24 protein-coding genes are annotated in these 26,054 nt (G+C 43.7%); 14 read left to right on the forward strand and 10 right to left on the reverse strand.

Translation table 11 applies throughout. The features are described 5' to 3' along the window. Entirely contained in the window at nucleotides 1–2,094 is a 2,094-nt protein-coding gene (locus tag GSY63_RS11370) for a HEPN domain-containing protein (RefSeq protein ID WP_166585923.1), read from the reverse strand. Between the two features lie 235 nt (nucleotides 2,095–2,329). Next, nucleotides 2,330–2,767 carry an RrF2 family transcriptional regulator gene (locus tag GSY63_RS11375; protein ID WP_166585924.1) on the reverse strand — a complete coding sequence of 146 codons (438 nt, stop codon included), beginning with the start codon at nucleotides 2,765–2,767 and terminating at the stop codon, nucleotides 2,330–2,332. A 151-nt stretch (nucleotides 2,768–2,918) separates the two neighbouring features. Between GSY63_RS11375 and GSY63_RS11380 the strand changes: the two genes are divergently transcribed. Then, nucleotides 2,919–3,419 carry a DinB family protein gene (locus tag GSY63_RS11380; RefSeq protein WP_166585925.1) on the forward strand — a complete coding sequence of 167 codons (501 nt, stop codon included), beginning with the start codon at nucleotides 2,919–2,921 and terminating at the stop codon, nucleotides 3,417–3,419. A gap of 30 nt (nucleotides 3,420–3,449) precedes the next feature. Here GSY63_RS11380 and GSY63_RS11385 read toward each other — a convergent pair whose 3' ends face one another. From GSY63_RS11385 to GSY63_RS11400, 4 genes are all read right to left on the reverse strand, one after another. Next, nucleotides 3,450–4,592: a putative sensor domain DACNV-containing protein gene (locus tag GSY63_RS11385; protein ID WP_166585926.1), complete on the reverse strand. Its 1,143-nt coding sequence runs from the start codon at nucleotides 4,590–4,592 to the stop codon at nucleotides 3,450–3,452. A gap of 169 nt (nucleotides 4,593–4,761) precedes the next feature. Next, nucleotides 4,762–6,930: a beta-glucosidase gene (locus tag GSY63_RS11390; RefSeq protein ID WP_166585927.1), complete on the reverse strand. Its 2,169-nt coding sequence runs from the start codon at nucleotides 6,928–6,930 to the stop codon at nucleotides 4,762–4,764. Nucleotides 6,931–7,145: 215 nt separating this feature from the next. Next, nucleotides 7,146–7,352: a hypothetical protein gene (locus tag GSY63_RS11395; RefSeq protein ID WP_166585928.1), complete on the reverse strand. Its 207-nt coding sequence runs from the start codon at nucleotides 7,350–7,352 to the stop codon at nucleotides 7,146–7,148. An 85-nt stretch (nucleotides 7,353–7,437) separates the two neighbouring features. Continuing rightward, nucleotides 7,438–7,632 (reverse strand): cold-shock protein, encoded by a 195-nt coding sequence (locus tag GSY63_RS11400; protein ID WP_166585929.1) that lies wholly within the window; start codon nucleotides 7,630–7,632, stop codon nucleotides 7,438–7,440. A gap of 224 nt (nucleotides 7,633–7,856) precedes the next feature. Between GSY63_RS11400 and GSY63_RS11405 the strand changes: the two genes are divergently transcribed. Genes GSY63_RS11405 through GSY63_RS11415 form a run of 3 tightly spaced genes read left to right on the forward strand, consistent with a single transcriptional unit; the run spans nucleotide 7,857 to nucleotide 10,780 of the window. Next, nucleotides 7,857–9,434 carry a DHA2 family efflux MFS transporter permease subunit gene (locus GSY63_RS11405; protein ID WP_166585930.1) on the forward strand — a complete coding sequence of 526 codons (1,578 nt, stop codon included), beginning with the start codon at nucleotides 7,857–7,859 and terminating at the stop codon, nucleotides 9,432–9,434. Nucleotides 9,435–9,448: 14 nt separating this feature from the next. Next, a complete protein-coding gene (locus GSY63_RS11410) occupies nucleotides 9,449–9,892 on the forward strand; it encodes a MarR family winged helix-turn-helix transcriptional regulator (RefSeq protein ID WP_166585931.1) in 444 nt (147 codons plus the stop codon). 39 nt (nucleotides 9,893–9,931) lie between these two features. Continuing rightward, nucleotides 9,932–10,780 carry a universal stress protein gene (locus GSY63_RS11415; RefSeq protein WP_166585932.1) on the forward strand — a complete coding sequence of 283 codons (849 nt, stop codon included), beginning with the start codon at nucleotides 9,932–9,934 and terminating at the stop codon, nucleotides 10,778–10,780. A 123-nt stretch (nucleotides 10,781–10,903) separates the two neighbouring features. On the opposite strand, the gene lepB is transcribed toward GSY63_RS11415, so the two are convergent. Then, the gene (gene lepB / locus GSY63_RS11420; protein WP_166585933.1) at nucleotides 10,904–11,998 is read right to left on the reverse strand and encodes a signal peptidase I; all 1,095 of its coding nucleotides are present in this window, start codon (nucleotides 11,996–11,998) and stop codon (nucleotides 10,904–10,906) included. A gap of 222 nt (nucleotides 11,999–12,220) precedes the next feature. Here lepB and GSY63_RS11425 point away from each other — a divergent pair, with 222 nt between their 5' ends. From GSY63_RS11425 to GSY63_RS11470, 10 genes are all read left to right on the forward strand, one after another. Beyond that, a complete protein-coding gene (locus GSY63_RS11425) occupies nucleotides 12,221–14,575 on the forward strand; it encodes a glycoside hydrolase family 3 N-terminal domain-containing protein (protein ID WP_208094522.1) in 2,355 nt (784 codons plus the stop codon). 171 nt (nucleotides 14,576–14,746) lie between these two features. Further along, nucleotides 14,747–16,270: a GumC domain-containing protein gene (locus tag GSY63_RS11430; RefSeq protein ID WP_166585934.1), complete on the forward strand. Its 1,524-nt coding sequence runs from the start codon at nucleotides 14,747–14,749 to the stop codon at nucleotides 16,268–16,270. 115 nt (nucleotides 16,271–16,385) lie between these two features. Further along, complete coding sequence (locus GSY63_RS11435; RefSeq protein ID WP_166585935.1) at nucleotides 16,386–16,868, forward strand: OmpA family protein; 483 nt, start codon at nucleotides 16,386–16,388, stop codon at nucleotides 16,866–16,868. A 466-nt stretch (nucleotides 16,869–17,334) separates the two neighbouring features. Next, nucleotides 17,335–18,270 carry a ring-cleaving dioxygenase gene (locus tag GSY63_RS11440; protein ID WP_166585936.1) on the forward strand — a complete coding sequence of 312 codons (936 nt, stop codon included), beginning with the start codon at nucleotides 17,335–17,337 and terminating at the stop codon, nucleotides 18,268–18,270. Between the two features lie 6 nt (nucleotides 18,271–18,276). Next, nucleotides 18,277–18,903 (forward strand): alpha/beta hydrolase, encoded by a 627-nt coding sequence (locus GSY63_RS11445; protein WP_166585937.1) that lies wholly within the window; start codon nucleotides 18,277–18,279, stop codon nucleotides 18,901–18,903. A 15-nt stretch (nucleotides 18,904–18,918) separates the two neighbouring features. Next, nucleotides 18,919–19,218 (forward strand): GNAT family N-acetyltransferase, encoded by a 300-nt coding sequence (locus GSY63_RS11450; RefSeq protein WP_166585938.1) that lies wholly within the window; start codon nucleotides 18,919–18,921, stop codon nucleotides 19,216–19,218. A 58-nt stretch (nucleotides 19,219–19,276) separates the two neighbouring features. Continuing rightward, a complete protein-coding gene (locus GSY63_RS11455; protein WP_166585939.1) occupies nucleotides 19,277–19,861 on the forward strand; it encodes a Crp/Fnr family transcriptional regulator in 585 nt (194 codons plus the stop codon). A 548-nt stretch (nucleotides 19,862–20,409) separates the two neighbouring features. Continuing rightward, nucleotides 20,410–21,120: a pirin family protein gene (locus tag GSY63_RS11460; RefSeq protein ID WP_166585940.1), complete on the forward strand. Its 711-nt coding sequence runs from the start codon at nucleotides 20,410–20,412 to the stop codon at nucleotides 21,118–21,120. A 15-nt stretch (nucleotides 21,121–21,135) separates the two neighbouring features. Continuing rightward, a complete protein-coding gene (locus GSY63_RS11465) occupies nucleotides 21,136–21,435 on the forward strand; it encodes a response regulator receiver protein (protein WP_166585941.1) in 300 nt (99 codons plus the stop codon). A gap of 97 nt (nucleotides 21,436–21,532) precedes the next feature. Next, complete coding sequence (locus GSY63_RS11470; protein WP_166585942.1) at nucleotides 21,533–22,540, forward strand: glycosyltransferase family protein; 1,008 nt, start codon at nucleotides 21,533–21,535, stop codon at nucleotides 22,538–22,540. A 740-nt stretch (nucleotides 22,541–23,280) separates the two neighbouring features. Here GSY63_RS11470 and dnaJ read toward each other — a convergent pair. The 3 genes from dnaJ to GSY63_RS11485 form a co-directional block, all read right to left on the reverse strand. Next, on the reverse strand, nucleotides 23,281–24,444 hold the full coding sequence (dnaJ, locus tag GSY63_RS11475; protein WP_166585943.1) for a molecular chaperone DnaJ: 1,164 nt from the start codon (nucleotides 24,442–24,444) through the stop codon (nucleotides 23,281–23,283). A gap of 100 nt (nucleotides 24,445–24,544) precedes the next feature. Continuing rightward, the gene (locus GSY63_RS11480) at nucleotides 24,545–25,150 is read right to left on the reverse strand and encodes a nucleotide exchange factor GrpE (RefSeq protein WP_166585944.1); all 606 of its coding nucleotides are present in this window, start codon (nucleotides 25,148–25,150) and stop codon (nucleotides 24,545–24,547) included. A gap of 218 nt (nucleotides 25,151–25,368) precedes the next feature. Next, nucleotides 25,369–26,052 (reverse strand): cell division ATP-binding protein FtsE, encoded by a 684-nt coding sequence (locus tag GSY63_RS11485; RefSeq protein ID WP_166585945.1) that lies wholly within the window; start codon nucleotides 26,050–26,052, stop codon nucleotides 25,369–25,371. Between the last annotated feature and the right edge of the window lie 2 nt (nucleotides 26,053–26,054).

The raw sequence follows: 26,054 nt of genomic DNA on the forward strand, positions 1-26,054 counted from the left end.
TTATACTAATGCCTCTCTTTTTAATTTTACGCCTTCTAAAAATGCAGTTGCCTCTGCTAAGTAGCGGGTTGCAAATTCTTCAGATGGTTCGTTTTGATTGATCTGTAATACCAGCTCGTTAAAGCTGCTGCTTAATTCTATTTCTTTAGTGTCAACATAATTAGCGTCGAACTCTTTGATTATACCGGTTTGCGTACTGCTGTTAACGTTTTTTTGAAGCAGTAAAGCCTTGGCTGCACTTATCATGGTGTTGTAGCTATGATAAATAGCATCGGCCCAACGGCCTTCATTATAGGCTTCGTTTGCCCAGCCTAATTTTTCGTCTGTTTCGAAAAGCAGGGTAGCCACTAAATCTATAACCACACCGGCACATTCGCCTACGCCAATGGCGGTTGCAAAAGTTTCTACGTGGCCCCAGTCTACAAACTCATCGTCGGTAAGGGTGGTTAAGTCGGCCAACGGTTTTAATAACTGGTAGAAATAGTCTTTACCGAAACGATCGTAGTAAGCGTGGAAGGTTTCGTCTGCAATAGAGTTCTGTTTGTAATCATCCAAAACCGCTCTTAAAACATGCGTAGCACGTTTGGCGGGTACTTTAATTACTTTATCTGCTGCGCGACCGTAGCCATCGCCAACTGTGCCACCGCCTAATAACACCTGCACTGACGGCAACACGCTTTTGCCCGCTTTTAGTGAACTGCCATGAAAACCAATATGCGCCAAACCATGCTGACCGCATGAGTTCATACAACCGCTGATCTTAATCTTAATTTCGCGGTTATAGATCAGGTCTTCATATTCGTTGTAGATCACGTCTTCCAGCACCTTAGATAAGGTCATACTGTTGGAGATGCCCAGGTTACAGGTGTCGGTACCAGGGCAAGTGGTAACATCCGCAACGCTATCGAAGCCTGGCGCGGCCAGTTCTATGCTTTCCAATGCTTCATACAAGGTAGGCAGAGATTCTTTACGGGCATATTTTAATAACAAGCCTTGATTCTGCGTAACCCTGATCTCATCGGCCACATAAGGGCGGATAGCATCTACAAACTTGCGTGCCACATCCGAATGGATATCGCCTACAGGTACTTTTACAAATACGCCGTAAAAACCTGTTTGTTTTTGTTCAAAAACGTTGGTAGCTAACCATTGCTCGTAACGAAGCGGATTTTTCAGGTCTTCTACCGCTAACGGGTTTTCAACTGGTTGAGGTGCTTCCGGCTGAGCGATCGCATCGCGGTTTACCTTAAAGCTTTTTACTTTGTTGGCTGTCTTTTCGATAGCCGCTAATCGCAATAATTCATCCAATCCGATCTTTTGCACCAGGAATTTCATCCGGGCTTTATTACGGTTATTGCGCTCGCCGTTACGATCAAACACTCGGATGATAGCTTCGATATAAGGGATCAGTTCATCTTCTGGCAAAAATTCTTCTACCGCATTTGCAATAGCAGGCTGGGCACCAAGGCCGCCGCCTAATAATACTTTGAAACCGCGGCTGCCGTCTTCTTTCAGTTTCGGAATAAAGCCAAGATCGTGGATATAAGAGAAAGCCGTATCGGCTTCGCTCGACGAAAATGAGATCTTAAACTTACGGCCCATATCCTGACAGATTGGGTTACGCAAAAAGTATTCGAATGTAGCATGTGCGTAAGGCGATACATCGAAAGGCTCCTGCGGGTCGATTCCTGAATTAGCCGATGCCGTTACGTTGCGTACGGTGTTACCGCAGGCTTCGCGCAGGGTGATATCGTCTTGCTCTAACTCAGCCCAAAGTTGCGGGGTACGGTCGAGACTAACATAGTGGATCTGGATATCCTGGCGGGTGGTTAAGTGCAGGTTGCTGCTGCCATACTCGTCAGATATATCGGCAATACGCAGCAATTGCTTAAAGGTAACCTTACCAAATGGCAGCTTAATACGCACCATTTGCACACCCGGCTGACGCTGGCCATAAACACCGCGTGCCAACCGCAGGCTGCGGAATTTTTCGTCATGTATCTTACCCTCACGGAAGGCACGGATCTTCCGTTCCAGATCTATAATATCTTTCTCTACTATCGGGTTTTCCAGCTCTGTTCTAAAACTTTGCATGTTTGCAAATTATGTTGTTATAAAAATGCCCCTTCGGCTGCGGCTGAAGGGGCGTGTATTTTCTAAATTATACAGCAACAGCCTGTGTTATCGCTTGTTAATACAGCAATAAATCATGGCGCACATTATTGTATAGTTATTTGTCATCGTTGTTGTACCCCAAATATATATATACTATACGGAATAAGTAGTATTTATTTGAAAATTTTACGAAATGGTTTTGAGATGACTTTTTTTATTGGATGAGGGAAAGCCCGCTTTCGCGTGCTATGATATCAGCAATACTGGTTTCCGAAAGAATTTTCAGCGTGGCGTCCCTAACCTCGATAAATACATCCCTGATACCACAAGTGGTTTCCTGATGGCACTCGTCGCAACGATGGTAGAAATTTAAACTGGCACAGGGCACCATGGCAATAGGGCCATCGGTAATCCGCATAATGCTTACCAGGTAAATGTCTTTAGGATCTTTGTTGAGGCTGTAGCCGCCGCCTGCACCTTTTTTGCTGTACAGGAAGCCCGAGTTGCGCAACTCCAGGAGTATTTGTTCCAGGAATTTTTTGGGTATTCGTTCAAGCTCTGCAATCTTAGAGATCTGCATAGGGGGCTGATCTGCATTTTTACCCAGAATTACCAGCGCTTTAATAGCGTATTTGGTTTTTTTCGACAGCATTAGTATTTATAACAACGTGCAAATGTAAAGAAAGAAATATAGGTATAATAATTTGTATTTTGATTTAAAGTTCAAACATCAATGTTTAAAAATAACATGCTTATGCTTCGAAGCTTTTTTTAATCTTTGTAATTAAATTATTTAACGCTCTATGTACCGTCACATTCAGGATTTTCTCAACGATTGGAAAAATGAGGAAAGTAACACTGTCAAAATTTTTTCTGAGATAACTGAAGAAACCAAGTCGCAAAAAATAAACGAGGGTGTTCGCTCGCTCGAACGTCTGGCCTGGCACATTACCCAAACTATTACCGAAATGGGTACCCGCGCCGGCCTGTTTGACAGCGACCCACTGGAACATCAGCCTATACCCGCCACCCTTGCCGAGGTTATAGAAGCTTACAAACGCAACAGTGCTTTATTGGCCCAAACCGTCCCCGGTAAATGGACCGACTCATCATTAGAAGAAGAGGTGCCGATGTATAACGAGAACTGGAAGAAGGGTAATATCCTATCCATCCTCATCGCCCACGAAGCACATCACCGCAGCCAGATGACCATTATTATGCGAATGGTTGGTTTGCCTGTGCCTGGTTTATACGGCCCATCAAAAGAAGAATGGATTGCCTATGGTATGCCGGCTATGGATTAGGCTATAGCTCCTAAGTTGATTAATATTCTTTTACAACAACAAAATATCTATACGGTGCGCATGCACCGTTTTTAGTTTATTGCTCCAGGCAAATATGGTAAAGTTGCCATCCTGTGAAGCTACAAGTGCTATGGCATCGTGCTGATCGTGTACAAATTGGGCTGCTGCCAAATGGCGGGTGCCTCCGTTCTGCGCTGGATGCATGCGGCATGGTGTTGAGTCGATCGTTGGTTCGGTAACCACAATCTCCTCAACGGGTACGCTGCCATCTGCCCGGGTAATTTTAGCGCCAAAGGCTAGCAGTTCGTGATTTTGGGTTAAAACAGTGGCGCCATCTACAGCTGTAAAGCCGCCTATAATGTCAATGGCTTGTAACAGGCGTTCCTGCCATTCCAGTGTTTTTCTGAAAATAGAATCCTGCGCAATTAATTCGCTTATTACTGTATAGGCCGGTATTACCGGATAACCAATAGGTTGCACAATGGATTTGCGCCACTCGTCGGAATTTGAAGGCACCAGGAGCACGATACCTCCACGGTGATGCTTTTGCATGGATGCGGCCAGTTCTACCCAAACATTTACTGAGTTAGATAAGAAGGATGGAAGCGGCATCCCTAATAGCGAAGCCAGCAGATCCGGGCAATCGGACATGCCCGAGTTGGTTTCATCTACTATTTTAATCTTGTCGCCTTTTAATATGGCTATGTTTACAAACTTACCAAAACCATCAATGCGGCTGTGTTTAATAACTACCAGCCCCGGTTCGATAACTTCGATCACAAAGCAAATATGTGGTATGCCGTGTGTAGTACCCCATATATAAGCGTCGTCGCCGTCGTTCCAAACGGCTAAATGGATCCCCGGGTTTTCTACCGCGGGCGAAAGTTTGTTGAGGTTATGCGGTGTTAATCTCAACTTACGGCCAAAGTTCAGCGGTCGGTCCGCCTGCTCGGGACTTAAATAAGCTATAGAAACTTTAGGCGAATGCCCTTCCTCGCGCTGTAAACTTGCCCAAAATGCAGTATCGATAATTGCTTCGATGATATATACTGGTGGGTCGCTGGCCAGATTTGTTTTACCCATTTTGCGCGCCTCGGTAAGGTGCATTGCAAAGTGCGATTCTATAGTAGAAGCCACCATGCGGGCGGCCAAATATGAGGGTTCAGATAACATGTATTTTCGAGGGTATGATTACAAAGCTATAATATATATTCTTTAATAAAATATTGCAATAGCAACTCTGTTTAATTTGACCTGTTGGCAACATACAGGTATAAAAAAGCCTCTCAGTAATAACTGAAAGGCTTAGTTGAGAGAGATTGAGATTTAATTGATTATGATATTAGTTGATAGTAATATTTGCGGTTTGTTTAATATCCCGTGATGAAGTACCGGCCAGTAATTTGTATTTGCCGGGTTCTACAATCCATTTTTTTGTAGAGTCATCAAAATAAGCAAGATTCTTTACCGGAATCTTGAGTTTGATGGTTACAGCCTGACCCGCTGCTACGTAAACTTTCTTGAATGCTTTAAGCTCTTTTTCGGCGCGCTCAACTTTAGAACCAGATTTGTTGACATACAGTTGAACGGTTTCTTTACCATTAACTTTGCCGGCATTTTTTACCTCGATGCTTGCGGTAATGTTGTCATCAGCGGTATAAACGGTTTTATCGGTATGCAAATCATCATATTTATAATTGGTGTATGATAAGCCATAGCCGAAGCAATATAAGGGCTCGATCTTTTTGGTATCGAACCAGCGATAACCAACTAAAATACCTTCTTTATACTCAACTTGCAGGTTTTGGCCAGGATAGGCACCCAATGCATGTGCAGGCGACTGGCTTAATGAAGCCGGGAAGGTAAATGGCAACTTGCCAGATGGGTTGATTTTACCAGTTAAAACGTCGGCCAGTGCGTTACCGTTTTCGGAGCCGTTATACCACGACCATACAATGGTATGGTTATTCTTCTTGATCTCGCCAATGTCATAAGGTGCACCACCAACTACCACTACAATGGTGTTAGGGTTGGCGGCAGTAACGGCGTCGATAAGGGTTTGCTCGCCAAATGGCAGGCTCAGGTCTTTACGGTCGCGGCCTTCGCTTTCGTAGTCGCGGTTAGCGCCTACAAAAAGGATAGCCATGTCGGTAGACTTTGCTGCAGCTACAGCTTCGTCCACCAAGGCAGGGTCTGATTTGTTAAAATCGTCGCCGTTGTGGTTAGCAGGCGAAGGTTCGGCATATTTACCCCAATAACCTTGCGCAAATTTAATGTTAACGATGCCACCCAAACGATTCTTTAAACCAGCCAGGGCGTTTATCTCATATTTAGCTTTTACACCAGCGCCAAAGCCACCCAGGTGAAATGTATGGGTAGCGTTATCGCCAATTACGGCAATGCTTTTTATGTTCGATGTATTTAGCGGCAACAGGTGTTTGTCGTTCTTTAATAATACAATTGATTCTGATGCGATATCGTAGGCAGTTTTGCCATGCTCCGGAGTAGCAATGCTACCTTTAGGTTGGTTGCTGCTTAAAGAAGTTTTATACATTACCCATAAAACACGGCGTACTTTTTCGTCTATCACTTTTACGCTAACTTTTCCAGCTTTTACAGAATCCAGTAATGGTTTGGCAAAGTAGTAAGTATCATATTTTTCGCCGGAGCCCATTTCCAGGTCGAGGCCATTGTTGGCTGCGGCTACCGTGCTGTGCGTACCGCCCCAGTCGCTCATTACCAGGCCTTTAAATTCCCATTCACCTTTTAAGATCTGATTAAGCAGGTAATCATTTTCTGAGCAGTAAACACCGCGCAGTTTGTTATAGGCCGACATGATGGTCCATGCCTCCCCCTCTGTAATAGAAGCCTTAAAAGCTGGCAGGTAAATTTCGCGCAATGCACGTTCGTCAACCTCAACGTTAACGCGGCCACGCTCAACCTCCTGGTTGTTTACAGCGTAGTGCTTTACGCAGGCTGCCACATGCTGGCTTTGGATGCCTTTGACAGATGCAACGGCTAAGCGTGCGTTCAGGAAAGGGTCTTCAGAATAATATTCGTAAGTGCGGCCACATAAAGGAGTACGTGCAATGTTAAACGCCGGGGCCAACATTACTTGTTTATTACGGGCGCGGGCTTCTTCGCCCATATCATGTCCATAACGATAAGCCAGATCGGGGTTCCAGGTTGCAGCCAGGGCCGATCCGTTAGGAAAAAATGTAGCAGAGTCGGTTTTCAAATTAGCTGATCCCCATCCTGGTTTAACCTCTTCGCGAACACCCAGCGGGCCATCATCGCTCACCAAATTAGGAATGCCCAGGCGTTTTACCCCGGCAGATGAAAACAGGCCGTTGGCATGCACCATCGCAATTTTTTCTTCGAGTGTGAGTTTCTTAATAATGGCCGAGATTTTGGCATCGGTATTAACAGGTTTGGTTTGGGCATATACGCCGTTTAACGACGAGCCTGCCAAAACAGCGCAGAGCATTATGCCCGGGATTTTAATTTTCATGATGATAACGGTACAATTGGTTGCCTGCTAAAAATTAAACAGGTATACAAACTTTTGACCCTAAAAGTAGGCATGTAAAATCTGTTTGCTTATATAATAAACAAACAAATTGTTGTACTATTTTAACACATGAAAGGGGAGGATGGAGATAGAAAATAAAATCCAATAGTTAACCGGATTGGGTATACTATTGGATTTTTATGGGAAGATAAATGCTATTTATCTGTTGTGTTGTTGGTTTTGGTATCGGGTGGAGTTGATACAATTTCGCCGAATTCATTAACATAAGCCATCATGCTATCCAGATCTCCTCCTGAAGCGTTTTCCTTCCGTTGTTGTTTACGGTACTCTTTATCCTCTTTCTTTTTCTGACGATTTTTTTCGAGTTGCTTTTTCATGAAGGTTGCCTGGGATTTTGCCATATTTTACTGTAAGGGTTTTAATTATTAAAAAACAAAAAGCACCTGCTTTAAAGGCAGGTGCTCACGATTAAATTTATAGTATTTCTTAGATTACTTTAACATTTACCGCATTTGGTCCTTTTCTGCCTTCTTCGATATCGAAAGATACTTTGTCGTTTTCACGGATCTCGTCGATTAAGCCAGTTGAATGAACAAAAACATCATTTCTGTTTTCGCTTTGTGAAATAAAGCCGAAACCTTTAGTGGTATCGTAGAACTTTACTGTTCCTTCTTTTTGCATTGTATTGTATTTAATAAGTATGCAAGGTACATATTTAAATCGGCTTAATGTCGTTGATTTTACTACTAGTGAAATTATTTAACGTTATTTTAAGTTTTTTTAGGGGTAGGGGACCTGGTAGTCTGTAAGTTAGCACTGATGTGGTTGGAATGTAAAATTGAAATTAATTAGTTTGAAATCAAACTATCAATTATTTAACTTTGTTTTATACTTCCTGATATTAAATGCAAGCCCAATCTTTAGTTGAATATGGCCCGCGGCGGATCATCATCACCATAACAGCCGTTTTTTGTGCCCTTTTAGAAATTATCGATACCACTATTGTTAACGTAGCACTTAATGATATGAGGGGTAACCTTGGTGCAACACTTAACGAAATTAGTTGGGTAATTACCGCATATTCGCTTGCCAATGTGATCATTGTGCCCATGACGAGCTGGTTATCGCAGCAATTTGGCAGGCGTAATTATTTTGCAGCTTCGGTTGTAATATTTACAATTTGTTCGTTTCTATGCGGTAACGCACATAATATCTGGGAGTTAGTAATCTTTCGCTTTATACAGGGCATGGGAGGCGGCGCATTGCTGGTAACCTCGCAAACGATTATTACCGAAAGCTGGCCTACCGAAAAACGTGCAATGGCGCAGGCTATTTACACACTCGGGGTTATTGTTGGCCCAACGCTAGGGCCCCCACTGGGTGGATATATCGTAGATAATTTCTCCTGGCCATTTATATTCTACATTAACATCCCCGTAGGCATTATTGCTACGCTGTTAACCTTACAGTATGTTCGCAGCCCGCAGTATGAAGAGAAGCGACCTGCCAGTCAGGTTGATTGGTGGGGTATTGGTTTATTAACTGTAGGCATATCGTCACTTCAATATGTTTTAGAAAAAGGCCAGGAAGACGATTGGTTTAGCAGCACCGCTATCATTGTTTTGTGCGTCGCCGCATTTTTAGGTTTGTTTTTATTTATCTGGCGCGAGCTATCTTATAAATATCCAATTGTAAACCTGCGGGTGCTTAAAAATGGGAACCTACGTATTGGGGTTTTACTATCATTTATAATGGGCCTGGGTTTGTTTGGTTCTACTTTTGTAATTCCGCTTTATACCCAATCCCTCCTGGGTTGGACGGCCCAGCAATCGGGTATGCTGCAACTACCGAGTACTTTGTTTGTAGCGGTAATGATGCCGGTAGTTGCGATATTGATTCAAAAAGGGATCCCGCAGAAATATTTAATTGCGGTGGGGATGGTTATCTTCTTTATTTATAGCTACCTCTCATACACCATACTAACCCCACACACCAGCAGCGGCGATTTTTTCTGGATCCTAATTATCCGCGGTTTTGGTTTAGGCTTGCTTTCTGTGCCGGTAAGTACTATGTCGCTGTCTACCCTAAAAGGGCCGGAGATTGGCCAGGGAGCAGCATTTTCGGGTATGATGCGGCAATTAGGCGGCTCGTTCGGGGTGGCGCTCATCTCTACCTTTGTATCGCGGCAAACGCAGGTGCATCGCAGCACTTTGGTTTCGCATCTAAACGTTAACGATATCAATGTACAACAACGGGTAGCCTCAATGGCCGCCGGTATGCGTCATAACGGTCTGGACAGCCTTACCTCGCGGCAAACTGCCTACGCTATGCTCGATGGCGCGGTGAATAAGCAAGCCACCCTATTGTCATATATGGATGTATTTTTATGGGTAGGCGTAATGTTTTTGGTTTGTGTGCCTATTGTTCTGATATTTATTAAAACAAGCAAAGCCAAAGTAAACCTTGCAGATGCGGCTCATTAAAACTTGTTGTAAGTATGGCGGAGTTAAGTAAAGCAGATATGGCGATGGAGCTTGCACGGGCAATGATGGAAATGCGAAATAAATCGCGGCAAAACATACAGCTGCGCATGAAAGAGCATAACATTAACCTCACGTTTGAGATGCTGGAAGTATTATCATGCCTGTGGCGCAAGGACGGAATTAATCAGCAGGAGATTGCCGACATTACGCTGAAAGATAAATCGAGCATGACCTATCTTATTGATAACCTGGTGAAGCGCAACATGGTGAAAAGGGTAGAGGATGGCAACGACCGCCGTAACAAACTGATTCATTTAACCGACGATGCTAACGCGCTGAAAGCGCAAATTTTTCCCTGGGCTACCGAAATGTATACTGTAGCCACGCAGGATATTGATACTAAAGATCTTACCACTTGTTTGCAATTAATAAACAAGATGGTTGGCAACCTCCCATAGTTTTGGCCGGCTACTAACTGTCTGTAAACTATATATACTATGAAAACTGTTTTAATACCTGTCGATTCATCCGCTACTACGCTGAATGTAATCGATTATGCTGCCGAATTCTGCAAATACGCACCGGTTGACCGTATTATTTTACTGTCTACTTATTACACCTCCGTTTACACGCAATTCCTTCCCTCTGCCGATTATGTGCAGCTATGCCAGGAGGATATGGATCGCGAACGCGCGCGCATAAAAGCTGTGGTCGACGGGCTTTGCGATACCTTGACCGCCCGGCTTGATAATAAGGTTAAGGTGCAGGTTGCTATTACCGAAGATCCATTGGTACGTTCTGTTAAACAGATTAACGAGCAGGAAAAACCCAACCTGATCATAGCGGGCAGCGATGGCAATACCTACGTAGAGCATAGCAGCATCAGCAAGCTGTTGATTAATATAGCCCGCACCAGTACCGTGTCGGTGCTCATTGTGCCGGTTAATTATAAACACCAGCCGGTTAAGAAAGTGGTACTGGCTGTAGACTTTAAAACTGTATTAAACACGGAGTTGCTTAGCGCTATCGAAAGCCGCTACAACTGGTTTCATCCCGAAATGCTGGTGCTTAATGTTGATGCCTCTAAAAACCCTTTCGAAACGGACGAAGAACGGGCTATTGTGGAAGAGAAGCTAGGGCAGATCCTTAAAAACTTCGACCACAAAGTTTACTACGAGCAAGACCGGGATATTTTGCACGGTATAACTACTTTTGCAAATGAGAATAATGCTAACATGATCATCGCCTTGCCTGGCAAGCATAGTTTCTTTTATAACCTAACGCATAATAGTATTACGGAAGGTTTGTATAACGATGCAGCGCAGCCGGTGTTGGTATTGAAATAAAGTCATTAACCCCCAATTTGTCATTGCGAGCGATAGCGTGGCAATCTCGTCGCCAATGTATATTCGACTTGAATAGCTACGAGATTGCTTCGTCCCTCGCAATGACAAATTTATTAAATCGCTCTATTCAATCGGCCTCAAAATCCTGCTCCAACGTACTTTATTAAAAATATTCTCGGTGCTGTCAATGCTCATCCAGGTGATCATTGCTTTGCCTACTATGTTTTGCTCCGGTACGTAACCCCATACGCGCGAGTCTTCTGAATTGTGGCGGTTGTCGCCCATCATCCAATAGTAGTTTTCTTTAAAAGTATAGGTGTCGGCTTTGGCTCCGTTAACGAAGTAGTTATTCCCAACGTGCGTAAGCTTGTTGCCTTCGTAGTTTTGGATCGCACGGCTATATAATGCCACGGTTGAATCATTAAGCCTGATCTTCCAACCCTTTTTAGGGAGCTTTAGCGGGCCAAAATTATCATTGTTCCATTTATACAAGGCATTGTGCGGAAATATTCCGGGGTCAAATTGACCAGTCGGATCTAAGTATGGCTTTATGGATTTGATAGCCGAGTAGCTTTTAAAACTATTATAGCTATCAACCGGGATAATCATAATAAAATCGGTGTTGGTTAACTGCTGGTACACTTCTATATGCAGATCGTGAATAACCTGCGGATTTAGCTCCTGTCCATCTGTAGAAACTACGTATGATGTTTGCGCCTTAGGTGCATTTTTAGCAGCTTTTCCGTTTACATAAACCTGCGAGTTTACTATGGTTAATACATCGCCGGGCTCGGCCTGGCAGCGTTTAATGTAATTGGTTTTCATATCAACCGGTCCGTTCAAGCTGTCGGAGGGGAGATTGAAAACAACTACATCGCCTTTTTTTAATGATGATAAACCGGGGAGGCGATAGTATGGCAATTGCAGGCCATCCCAGTAAGTTTTAAAGCCGCCGATGCGTGCCTCTAAAAACGGAACTGATACCGGGGTAATAGGCATCCGCGGGCCATAGTTAAACTTGCTTACAAACAAGTAATCGCCCGTTAAAAGCGTACCCTCCATAGAACCCGAAGGTATAGCGTAGGCAGAAAATAATAAACCCCTGATAATGGTTGAAGCCACTACAGCAAATAAAATGGCATCAAACCATTCGCGGGTTTTGCTTTTCTTAGGCTTGTTTTGGTCGGCTTTTCGCTTAAAGTTTAAGTTCCATTTCATATCGGCCAGTTTATTGGTTTAACAATGTGTTATTGTTGGATGCGTAGCGTGGCTATTTGTTACAACATCAGTTTAAAATCAGCCAGATAGCTTTGGAAAAACGTTGTCGTTAATTTTCGGCACAATTTGCAATGAAAGTTGTTAATTTGACCTTACGTATGATTGGCGGACACCTTATTTTTGGCCAACATTGCGGAAAACAATCACAGCCTACAAAAACAAATGACCAAATCCTTTACCCAAAACATATTGCCTATAACTATCGTCGCTGGTATCGCAATAGGTATTAGTGCGTTTACTATTCATCCGCCTAAAACGCCTGCGCGCAAAACCATCGAGCAGCGTATAGATAGCGTGATAGCTAAAATGACCATCGACGATAAGATTGGGCAAACCGCGCAGCGCGGGGCATCAAGCAGGGTTAAAGGGCCATTGCCGGAGGCGTTAAAAAATGCTGTGCGCGAGGGTAGGGCGGGTTCGGTAATTAATGTGGTTGATATAGAAAAAGTGAACGAATTGCAGCGTATTGCTGTAGAAGAAAGCCCGCGCCATATCCCCTTAATATTTGCCCGCGATGTGATCCACGGGTTTAAAACGATATTCCCCATACCGTTGGGGCAAGCTGCCACCTGGGATCCGGAGATTGTAGAACAGGGATCGCGCATTGCAGCAACAGAAGCATCATCCAATGGTATACGGTGGACTTTTGCGCCCATGCTGGATATTGCCCGTGATGCCCGTTGGGGCCGCATAGCCGAGTCGCCGGGCGAAGATCCTTATTTGGCTTCGTTATTGGCTAAGGCTTATGTTAAAGGTTTTCAGGGCGATAACTTGTCGGCGCCAAATAGTATTGCAGCATGCGCCAAGCATTTTGCAGGTTATGGGGCGGCCGAGGGCGGCAGGGACTATAACTCGGCAAATATCCCGGAGCAATTATTACGCGATGTTTATCTTAAGCCCTTTGCCGCCGCCAAAGATGCCGGTATAGGTACATTTATGGCCGCTTTTAATGATCTTAACGGCGTACCATCAACCGGTAACCAGTTTTTGCTGAAAGGTATTTTGCGCAACGAGTGGAAATACGACGGTATGCTGGTAAGCGACTGGAACGGCGTTGTAGAAATGACCACCCACGGCTTCGCCCGGGACAGCAGCGACGCCGCCGCAAAAGCAGCCAATGCGGGTGTGGATATGGAAATGGCCAGCAATACCTACGAAAAGAATTTGAAGGAACTTGTGGCGAGCGGTAAGGTATCTATAACCCAATTAAATACGCTCGTGAGGGATATATTGAGGTTGAAATTCCGTCTCGGCTTGTTCGATAACCCGTATACAGAAACTCCAGACGGCAAGGTTATACTTACCGATGCCAACCTTGCAGCTGCAAAGAAAGCAGTTATAGAAAGCACCGTGTTATTAAAAAATGACAATATAACCTTACCATTTGCCAAAAATGTAAAGAAAATAGCTGTAATTGGTCCGCTGGCAGATGCGCCCCACGAGCAGTTAGGTACCTGGACTTTTGATGGCGATGCTAAAGACACACACACGCCACTTACGGCTATGCAGCAACTGTATGGTAAAGACAATATTTTTTATGCACCCGGATTAAATTTTAGCCGCGACCGTGGTACTGATGGTTTCTCTAAAGCCGTGAAAGCCACACACGATGCAGACGCTATTGTATTTTTCGGTGGGGAGGAAGCGATCCTCTCCGGCGAAGCGCATAGCCGGGCCGATATTGGCCTGCCTGGCGCACAAGATAGTTTAATCAGCGCTTTGCACCAGGAAGGTAAACCAATAGTGCTCGTAATTATGGCCGGTAGGCCGATAACACTGGGCAATATCTTAAACAAAGTTGACGCTGTGTTGATGGCCTGGCACCCGGGCACCATGGGCGGCCCGGCCATTGCTGATATGCTTGCCGGCATTTACACTCCCGAAGGCCGTTTGCCCGTTACCTGGCCTAAAACAGGTGCGCAGGAACCTTTATATTATAACCATACCAATACCGGTCGGCCTGCAACAAAACAGGCTTATGTAGCATTAGATAGCATCCCCGTAGGGGCATGGCAAAGTTCGTTAGGTAATACTTCTCATTATTTAGATGCCGGCTACCTGCCACAGTATCCTTTTGGCTATGGTTTAAGCTACACTATGTTCGATTATTATCACTTAGTTCAGGATAAGACGGTGATAAATCCAGGCGAAACCATCCAGATCTCGGCCGAAATCGTAAACGTGGGCGAAAGAGCAGGAACCGACATTGTGCAGCTCTATGTGCAACAAATGGTTGGTGATGTGGTGCGGCCGGTTAGAGAACTAAAAGGCTTTAAAAAGATAAGCCTCAGCCCACGCCAAAAACAAATGATAACGTTTAAACTCACCGCCGCTGATTTGGCCTACCACAACCAGCAAATGAAACTGGTTACCGATCCAGGTATCTATAAAGTTTGGATTGGCCGAAACTCCGCCGAAGGTTTGCAGGGAAGTTTTGAGATTAAGGAGGCGCCAGTGGTGAAGGAGAAAGGAAGAAAGATTAAAAGAATTGTGGGCGGTAAAACGTCCACTAATTGAAACCTTAAACATTGCAGCCTGCGGTTGGTGTCGTCACCAATCACTTTATAATCTATACAAGCCCTAATTAGGTGCTTCATTAATCGCCATTTAACAACATAAAGCTCTAATTGTCGGCAGAAAAACATTACAAGCGTAACGATTGTAATTCAATTACATCGCGGTGCATAAATGTTGAATATCAAAGATATAGCCTCCAATAAGCAACTGGTTTACCAATCACTTTTGGCAAATCGCAGGTTGTTTGGGTATTCACTTATTTCTTGTTTATTGCTGTCGCTAGTCTGTTATGCGTTAAGTGCCAATCATTATAGAATTTCTATTGCGATACCTGTTAAAGGCGTAAACTCCTCAAATAAAGACTCGATAGAGGGCATTGTGGTGCACGAAGACTCGGTTTTAACAACGGAAAGCCAGGCGCGGCACATATCTTTATTAACATCGAAAGTACCGCTCGCCAATACGGTAGAGGCATTAGACTTGGATGTTAAATATTACAGACAAGGCTTTTTTCGTAATACAGAGCTTTCCAAGGTGAATTTGCCTATAGAACTTCATTTGTTAAAAAGATCGGCCGCAGGCAAACAGTTTACTATAAGTGTATTAAACGACAGCATATTCCTGGTATCTGGAAAAGGGGGCCAATCAAAACATGCTTTTGGCAGCAGGGTAGTGTATGATGATATTGCGTTTGCGATCAGAAAAGAAACGGATTTTCTTCGACCTGAACCAGCTTTGCTTGTCAAAATTACTCCTTTAAACGCTGTTGTAGCCGATCTTTCCGAATCTGTAAAATTGATACCATTAAACATGAATGATATCGACTTTACTTTATACATGGAGGATAAAAATCCGGAGCAAGCCGAGCGTATCTTGCGACAGCTTAGCTTTTTGTATGGGCAAAGTGATAGAAATATTAAACAGGTTAAAGCAATTATAAGATACACAGATCAACAACTCGACAGCTTAAATCAACGGCTTTTGGTTAATGGGAAAAACGACGTAAGCATCGAAAACGATAATTCGCCCACGCCCAGAATAAACGAAACGGAGAAAGAACGGTATCGAAAGCAAATGGCTATACTGCAAGTTTTGGCCTCCTATATCAATGTTCCTGAAACGCAATTTTCTATCGCACCTAACACTTTTAACCTGGCGAATAAGGAACTATCATCACTAATCGAGCGCTTAAATACGATACGCATACGTAAACAACAGCTATTAACGGAGAGACATCCTAATGGAACCTTGCTCAGCCAGGTTACAATGAAAGAGATGAACGTTAAAGACTCAATTCTGGACGAAATTGTGACCGAGAAAAAGAAGATAGACAACCTTTTAAATGAAAATGCATCTGCGAAAAACGATTCGGAAGTTTCTGCCAGGGATAGTGATTCGGGGATTTCTGGAAAGGACTATCAAAGAGAAAAGCAGGTTACGGTAAAGCGTTACCTGTCTACCCTCGAAAAACGAGAGCACTTTAAAACTTTATTACGACGTTTAAATTCGTCAAATAAGCCACAAACCGTTACCGTTATCAAGATCGATAAAGGTTTCTGGCTTTATATTCTCGCAGGAACGATAACAGGCCTGTTAGTTCCCTCGTTGTGGCTAATCTCTATCGGCCACGATAATATACTTGCTAAGTATGTACAAAGATTAAAAGCTTATTTAAACACTAACGGAGTACGATAGTGTAAGATTATGGGGTGCGGTGATATAGGTTGATGATTGTTGTATTATTTAATTTTATTGAGTAATACTATAATTAAACCAATTATTATCCATCACACCATTAAACAAAATTGCTATGAAATCTATTGCGAAAAAAGTCGGGTTGCTGGTTATAGCGGCCTGCACAGTAACCATCGGGTATGCCGCTAAGGTAGTAACTGGTGCCTCTGCAAGTAAATCAAACAAAAGTAATTTAAGTGCCGCCAGAAAATCGGTAGCGAGTAAGAAGAACCTGGGGTTCGGAAATATCGAGTTTGATTTTAACAAGTCGTCCATAAAAAAGAGCTACTATGCCGAACTCGATAAAGTAGTCAGCGCATTGCAGGAAAATAAATCGGCAGTTAAAGTATCTGGCCATGCAGATAATGTAGGTGCATACGTGTATAACTGGAATTTGTCGAAAGCCCGCGCCCAGGCAGTGAAAGATTATTTAACTGAAAAGGGTTACGATCAATCTAAAATAGCTGCAACCGAGTTTGGTGATACCAAGCCGATAGCCTCTAACAAAACCCCCGAAGGAAGGCAAAAAAATCGTAGGGTAGAACTGGAGTTTTATTAATCCAGATTAAGCAGCATTATAATTGAGAGGTACTTATAGTCATGTTGTAAAAAACTCAGGCTAGGCGCATGCCTAGCCTGAGTTTTTTACAACGTATTTCTAATCAACCTTTACTTGCTCTTCATTACCTATAAAGGTAAAACTGATTTGTACATGAAATTACGCTGAGCATATGTCTTCATAATGGCTCATTTTCCCAAGGGATGCTTTTCGAGCCAGCCTGTTGCGAGCGATTTTTGTTTTCAATCTGGCTAAGTATATGATATTGTACGGGTGCTTTCACAAATGGATTGCTATCTACATAGTTCCAGTTTTTGTGTCTTGTTCTCTCAAATAGAATCCCAATGCAAAAATGTCACTATCTAATTCACTTCTTGTCCTACATCAAGTGTAAGGCTTGCAAGGGGCCGTACTTTTGCTATGTAATCAAACACGAAACATCACTTTAAAAAGAGGAACATAAACAATGGAAAATTCAATAAACGGCATCCACCACATCACTGCAATTGCAGGCAACGCCAAACGTAATTTCGATTTCTATACCAAAACATTGGGTTTGCACATGGTTAAAAAAACCGTGAATTTTGACGACCCCGAAACATATCACTTTTACTATGGCGATAAAGTTGGTACCCCCGGTACTATCTTAACTTTCTTCCCTTGGGAAAATATACAAACCGGTCGCAGGGGCGCACGCCAGGCTACCGAGATTGGTTATTCTGTACCCGAAAATAGTTTCGATTTCTGGTTGAAACGTTTTGAAGACCACAACGTAACCTACAACAAAGTAGCAGAGAAATTTGGTGAAAAGTACTTAACCTTCTTAGATCCAGATGGCCTGAAATTAGAATTAATTGCTTCTAAAACACCAGATAACCGTTTGCCCTGGGAAACTGATGAAGTTAAGGCTGAGAACGCTACCAAAGGTTTTCACAGTATCACTATTACCACTAATAAAATGCAGCCAACTGCCGATATTTTAACCGGCGTATTTGGTTATAAATTGTTGGAGCAGCATGTAAACCGCTACCGTTTTGTTACCGATGCGGTTGATAATGCCGCTATTGTTGACTTAGTTGAGGTAGCCGGCGAAGTGGCTGGCCACGTTGCTGGTGGTTCTGTTCACCACGTTGCATTTAGGGTTAAAAACGAAGAAGTATTGATGCAGTATCGCGAAAAGATTGTTGCCTTAGGCTTGCACATTACCGAGAAAATCGACCGTAATTACTTCTACTCACTGTACTTCCGCGAACCGGGAGGCGTACTGTTCGAGATAGCTACCGACAACCCTGGCTTTGCAGTTGACGAGCGTTTAGAAGAATTAGGCTTAAACCTGAAACTGCCTGCACAGTATGAACAACACCGCAGCGCGTTAGAAAAAGTATTACCAAAGTTAGATTAATAAATCATGTACACCCACGAATATAAAATTATAACCGCCGGTGTTAAGCCACAGGAAGCCAAAGGAGCATTAATACTGCTCCACGGCCGTGGCAGCACCGCCCATAATATGGTTGGCCTCGCCAACGAGTTAGATGTTGCCGATTTTGCGATATATGCACCACAGGCTACTAACCATAGCTGGTATCCTTATAGCTTTTTAGCGCCCGTTCAGGATAACGAACCCGCGCTAAGTTCGGCGCTGGGCGTAATTACCCAATTGGTTAAACAGATTGAAGCAGATGGTATCCCTACAGATAGGATCTATTTTATGGGCTTTTCGCAAGGAGCCTGTTTAACGCTGGAATATATTACCCGTAATGCCCAGCAATATGGCGGCGCGGTTGCCTTTACCGGCGGGTTGATTGGCGAAGAATTAAATCTGGCAAACTACACCGGCAGTTTCAAGGCGACTCCCGTGTTAATCACCACCGGCGACCCTGATCCGCATGTGCCTGTAAGTAGGGTGCAACAGAGCGTTAAACAATTAACCGCTATGGATGCCAACGTGATACTAAAGATTTACAAAGGCCGCCCGCATACCATTACGCAGGAAGAAATTGATCTGGCGAATCAATTGGTGTTCGACAAATAATTAATAACTTTATCTATGAGCTACGAGGATATCCAACTGATCAATAACGAAGCTATCCATAACTTCGAGTTATTTGTAGAAGGGCACCGCGCCTTTATAGATTACAAGATCAAAAATGGTAAGGCTTACCTCATCCATACAGATGTGCCCATCGAACTGGAAGGCAAAGGCGTTGCAGCCGCCATTGTTACCAAAACATTGGAGTATCTCGAAGCTCATGATCTTAAGTTAGTTCCACTATGCTTATACGTGCAGGCCTACCTAAAACGCCATCCCGAATGGAACAGGTTACTGGCCAGCCAACAGCCCGAATAAATAGGTTTACAAATGGTTTCTGTATATTGTGCAGCAATATTCAGGAACCATTTTTTGTATGTCTACCGATCTCATTCTGCACAACATCGCTAAATTCATTAATCTAACGGGGGAGGAGAAAACTTTTTTCGTATCTCTATTGCAAGAGAAATCCCTCAAGCGTAAAGAATTTTTATTGGAGGATGGCGAAATCTGCAAATACTCTGCCTTCACCATTTCGGGAGTTTTAAGAGGTTTCACGGTAGACCACAATGGTTTTGAACATGTACTCAGCTTTGCACCCGAAGGCTGGTGGATGGCAGATATGTACAGCCTGATCAGCCAAAAGCCTGGCACCCTCAATATCGAAGCTATCGAGAAAACGGAACTCCTATTATTGTCCAAAGCAAACCAGGAAATCCTTTATCAGAAAGTCCCCAAGTTCGAACGTTTCTTTCGAATTATTACCGAAAACTCGCTGGTATCGTACCAACAACGCCTGATGGACAATCTCAGTCTTACGGCGGAAGACCGTTACAACAATTTCTGCAAGCGCTACCCAACTTTGATCAACACACTTCCCAAAAAAGACATCGCTACCTATATTGGAGTTACGCCTGAATTTTTGAGCAGAATGCAGAGTAAGTTGTTGAAGAGAAAGTAATGGTTGTAGCGTAGGAATTTTATCAACCTTCCGTCATGCTGAACTTGTTTCAGCACCCCACACGCTAATTACCCGGCATAGCCGTTTTTCATTAGGAATGGCAGTGTGCGTTTATGAACGTCAGTGGATGTCACTTTTCTTTGACCGCCAAAGAAAAGTAACCAAAAGAAAGCTCGCAGCCGGGTTCTGTTGCTATGAAGTTTAATGGTTCGGCAGAAACAGTGGTTGCCGCAACATTACCAATGCTGCCGTAAGACGGTGATGTTAAAACGGTGATAGATCGGGGTGACTTATAAGACCATCACAAAGCGGTGGCCTGACAGAAAAGCGGGCCATGCGTAGGCCTCGCGCGGAGAAGCTTTTTTCTGTCTTGATTTTTGGTTGCTTTTTATCAAGAAAAAGTAACTAGGCCCCCGCGGCTATGAGCGGACTGCCGTCAATTACAGCATTAAAACAACCTAATTTAGTTTACAATCTTCCACCTTTCTTGATCCAGGTCAAGTTCCTTTCATGCATTGCGTGGTACCTTTGAGTATCAATTTAGAGCAATGGAAAACTTCGTAATACATAAAGCAGCAACACGTGGGGCAGCAGATCATGGCTGGTTAAAAAGCCATCACAGCTTTAGCTTCGCTAACTATTATAACCCCGATCGCATGAATTTTGGTGTGCTAAGGGTATTAAATGATGATACCGTTGATGGAGGCCGCGGGTTCGGTGATCACCCGCATGATAACATGGAGATTATCTCTATACCGCTTGAAGGCGATTTAGTGCACAAGGACAGTATGGGTAACGAGGCCGTGATTAACAGGGGCGAAATACAGGCCATGAGTGCCGGCACCGGTATTTATCACAGCGAGTACAACAAGAATGGAACTGCACCGGTTAAATTTTTGCAGATATGGTTATATCCTAACAAACGCAATGTTAAGCCACGTTACGATCAGGTGAAAATCGACTTGACAGAGAAGAATGTGTTTCACCAAATCCTCTCACCAAATGCAGAAGATGCCGGTGTTTGGATTCATCAAAATGCCTGGTTTAACATGGGCAAATTTGATAAGGGCGCTGAGACTACCTATCAGTTGAACGACAAAACTAATGGCGTATATGCATTCATTCTAAGCGGCAGCGTAACCATTAACGGTCAGCTTTTGGACGCACGCGATGGCATGGGCATCCTAGCCGACAGCCTTAATGTTAAAGCCGAAACTGATGCGGAGATATTGTTAATGGAAGTTCCGATGGAACTTTAAGAAGCACAGCTACTTATGAAAAAGATTGAAATATTTGCTGTATGTGGTCACGATGGCATTCTCCAAACCATACAGCGATTAATAAATAATAACGAACAATGGAATGCAACCTGCGCGGCAAACGCCGCACAGGTTGCGGCCTTGTTGGCCCAAAGCAACTACAATTTGCTTTTAATAGGCAGTGCGTTGAGCGAAGGCGAGGAAGCTGAATTGGAGCAAATGGCTGCAAATAAAAATATCCCTGTAATTAAACATTATGGCGGTGGCAGTGGTTTATTGTTTGGTGAGATACATGAGGCCCTTCGAAACGGTTAACATTGGAGGGCTGATTATTTAATGTCTTGCTGATATTTAGTTAACACGTTTGTTGTGATCTTAGGCAAATGTTAAACTATAACCCTAGCCGCAGCTAATGAAAGTATTATACGCCATACAAGGAACCGGAAATGGACATCTAAGCCGCTCGATGGATATTGTGCCACTGCTTAAAAACATGGCAGAAGTAGATGTATTGGTTAGCGGCATACAAGGCGACCTTTCGTTGCCATTTCCCGTGAAATATAAATGTCATGGCATGGGTTTTATCTTCGGCAAAAAGGGTGGGGTAGATCTTTGGAAAACTTTCTATAAGTCGAGTTTTCGTAAGTTTTTAAAAGAGGTTAACAGTCTGCCGGTTCACGATTATGATCTCATTATTACAGATTTTGAACCGGTATCTGCATGGGCCTGTTACCTGCACGATAAGCCTTGCATCGGGCTTAGTCACCAGGCGGCTGTACTGGCCCGTCAAGCGCCCAAAACAGAATCTTCCGATATGGTGGGCCGGTTAATTTTAAAACAGTACGCGCCCGTTACCGAGCAGTATGGTTTTCACTTTAAATCTTTTAACGATAATATCTATACACCCGTTATTCGTCAGCAGGTTCGTAATATCGAGGTGATTAACGACGGTCACTATACCGTTTACCTGCCTGCTTATGACGATGCCCGGTTAATTAAGGAGTTGTCTAATTATAAAGATGTAAAGTGGGAAGTATTCTCCAAGCATAACAAAAAGTCACTGAAGCACCGTAACATCACCATACAGCCCATTAATAACGAAAAGTTTATTAATAGCATGGCTTCGTCTAAAGGTGTGCTGTGTGGTGCGGGTTTCGAAACCCCGGCTGAGGCCCTGTTTATGAAAAAGAAGCTGTTGGTAATACCCATGAAAAACCAATACGAACAACAGCTAAACGCGGCCGCGCTAAAATCAATGGGCGTACCGGTTATTAAAAGTCTAAAATCCAAACACGAGGAAATCATTACCAACTGGCTTAACGACGATACAATAGTAGAAGTAAATTACCCCAACGAAACCCAGGAAATTCTCGATCGTATATTTAAACAGCATGTTATCGAATTGATGCCACAGCTGTAAAATTACCTAAGATTTAATATTGACCTTACATTAACAAAACAAGCCTGCAGCATATTTGCATCAAGTTTTTTTACATGCAAGGGTAAATAGTTTAGTTAATATAAATAAGGAGTAGGCGAGCTACTCCTTATTTATTTAAGGACGTTTTTACCGTTATTAACCGCAACATATATCTTACGTCATTGAGGTATGAAGTAATCCCCGACCGAGTAGCACTAACTTAGATAATACGCAATCCGTTTTCCATTAGGAAGGGTAGTGCGAATTATGAATCGTCAGTGGATGTTCTTTTTCTTTTCTCTCAAAAGAAAAAGAACCAAAAAGAAAAGTCGCAGCCGGGCTCTGTTGCTATGAACCTGCGGTGGTTGGGCAATACTTGTGGTTGCCGCAACATTGCCAATGCTGCCTTAGGGCGGTTATGTCAATGTATTGATGGGTTCGGCATGAAATTTTCGTGAGCGGTGGCCCAGACAGAAAAGCGGAGCCGAGGGTAAGATTGTGCGGTGGAGCTTTTTTCTGTCTTGATTTTTTGGTTACTTTTGGATCAAGCCAAAAGTAACTAAGCCCCCCGCGGCTATGAGCGGGCTGACATTAATCAATGATATTGGCGCGCTTAAAATCATCAGAAACCCTCTCCTTAGAGAGCGTTGTGAGGCAAAAAAGCCCGAAGTATTTAAACTTCGGGCTTTCTATATTACTAACAGGTCTTAATTCCTGATTCTTGTCTCTTGATTGTAAAACTATTCAAAGTATTCCTTCATCCGTTCGAAAAAGCTTTTTTCGTTTTTACCCGGATTAGGTTTGAAGTTTGGTGAGCCTTGTAGTTTTTCTAAGGTTTCGCGTTCTTCGCGGCTTAGGGCTTTAGGGGTCCAAATATTGATATGAACTAACTGATCGCCGCGGTGGTAAGAGTTTACCTCTGGCACACCTTTGCCTTTTAATCTTAATATTTTACCACCCTGGGTACCCGGATCAATTTTGATCTTGGCTTTACCATCAATGGTAGGTACTTCAACGCTCGACCCTAATGCGGCATCAACAAAGTTAATGTGCAGGTCGTAAATAATGTTGTTACCATCGCGTTTCAACGTTTCGTGCGGGATTTCTTCAATCAGGATGATCAGATCGCCCGGCACGCCACCGCGAGGGGCTGCATTACCTTTGCCGCTCATGCTTAACTGCATACCTTCGCTTACCCCGGCCGGAATGTTAATGCTAATGGTTTCTTCGCCGCGTACAACGCCGTCGCCATGGCAAACGTTACATTTAGAAGTGATCACGTTACCTTCACCATTACAAGTAGGGCAGGTGCTGGTAGTTTGCATCTGACCTAAAATGGTGTTAGTTACCCTGCGCACCGCGCCCGAACCACCACAGGTAGAACAGGTTTGGAAAGCAGATTTATCTTTAGCACCGGTGCCATCGCAGGTTTTACAACTAACTTGCTTGTTAACTTTGATTTTCTTTTCGGCACCGTTGGCAATTTCTTCAAGGGTTAGCTTTACTTTAATGCGCAGGTTGCTACCGCGTGCTACACGACGGCCACCACCGCCCTGGCGACCACCGCCACCACCGAAGAAACCTTCGAACGGGCTGCCACCGCCAAAAATATCACCAAACTGACTGAATATGTCGTTCATATCCATGCCGCCACCACCGTAGCCACCGCCGGCAGAACCTGCATTAGCTGCATGGCCAAACTGGTCGTAACGCTGGCGTTTTTCCGGGTTGCTTAATACCTCGTAAGCTTCGGCAGCCTCTTTAAAGTTGTCTTCCGCCTGCTTATCGCCCGGGTTTTTATCCGGGTGGTATTTAATGGCCATTTTGCGGTAGGCCTTTTTAACCTCATCCGCACTGGCGCCTTTAGCTACACCCAGTATATCGTAATAATCTCTTTTTGCCATAATATTTTGAGCTATTAGGTTACTGAGTTATTTAGTTACTACTCTTAGGCAATCACTAAAACTCAATACCCCAATAACTTAATAAACTTAATAACTAAACTTATGCTCCTACAACCACTTTAGCAAAGCGTACAACTTTATCGTTAAGCAGGTAGCCTTTTTCAAGCTCGTCAACTACTTTGCCTTTCAGATCATCTGTTGGGGCAGGTATGCTGGTGATAGCTTCGTGAATATCGGCATCGAATGGGGTGCCTTTGGTGTCCATTTCTTTCAGGCCTTTTGAGGTCAGGATGCTTTTTAGTTTGTTTTGTATCAGCGCTACACCTTCTTTAACAGGGATAACATCTGTAGCGGTTTCCATAGCTTTAATAGCGCGTTCAAAATCATCAAGCACGGGTAGTAAAGCAGCAATAGTGTCTTTACCAGCGGTTTGGCGTTCTTCTGCACGCTCTTTGTTGGTACGGCGACGGAAGTTATCAAACTCTGCATAAAGACGCAGATATTTGTCGTTAGCGCTTACCAGGTCGGCTTTCAATTTTTCTTCTGGAGATAACTGGGGTGCTTCAGCTGCTGGAGCTTCCTCAGTTTCGCCTTGCGGATTAACATTCAGTTCGTCCGCAAGCGGGTTTTCGTTTTGTTCGGTGTTTTCTGTAGTCACGTTATTTATATTTTCAGATGCCTCGGCAGCTTTTTTCTTCCTCAGCATGTTCTTAAAAATCATATTCAATCAGTCCAAATCAAGTATCCTGCCACAGCCGTATGTCAGCCAGCTTGGCAGTATTTGTTTAAGTAGTACCCACAATGTGGCAGATGGGATGTTGTAGTGGCAGTTTTAGAGTGGCAGTAGCAGTTAGATCATGGTTCATGACCGATAGTTCATAGATATCGTTTGGCTATGAACTATTGGCCATAATCTATGAACTATTACGCAATCTGCGCGTCTTCCAAAACCTTGCCGTTTTCGCATTTGATAATGCGCGACGGGAAAGCCCGAATGATATGATAATCGTGTGTCGCAACCAGCACCGCAGTGCCCGATTGGCTGATCTGTTTCAACAGCATTACAATTTCTTCAGAAGTATCGGGGTCGAGGTTACCGGTTGGTTCATCGGCCAGTATCAATTCGGGGTCATTGATCAACGCACGGGCAATAACCACGCGTTGCTGCTCGCCGCCGGATAACTCGTGCGGCATTTTTTTAACTTTCGAACGTAGGCCTACTTTCTCCAACACGTCCATGGTTTTATCGGCAATCAGTTTTTTGTCGGTCCAGCCGGTTGCCTTCATTACAAAATGCAGGTTTTGCTCAATGGTGCGGTCGGTCAATAACTGAAAATCCTGAAATACGATGCCCAATTTGCGGCGTAAAAAAGGTACGTCTTTAGAAGCCAGGCCATTTAACTGGTAACCGCCCGCATGGCCGCTACCCGATGATATATTAATATCGCCGTAAATTACCTTAAGCAAGCTACTTTTACCCGAACCCGTTTGCCCAATAAGCCAAACAAAGTCGCCTTTATCAATGTGTAGGTCGACATTTGACAGCACTAAGTGCTTTTGCTGAAAAATATCAACGTTTTGAAGCTTTATAATGGAGTTTCCAATCATCT

Source organism: Mucilaginibacter agri, assembly GCF_009928685.1.
Taxonomy (GTDB): domain Bacteria; phylum Bacteroidota; class Bacteroidia; order Sphingobacteriales; family Sphingobacteriaceae; genus Mucilaginibacter; species Mucilaginibacter agri.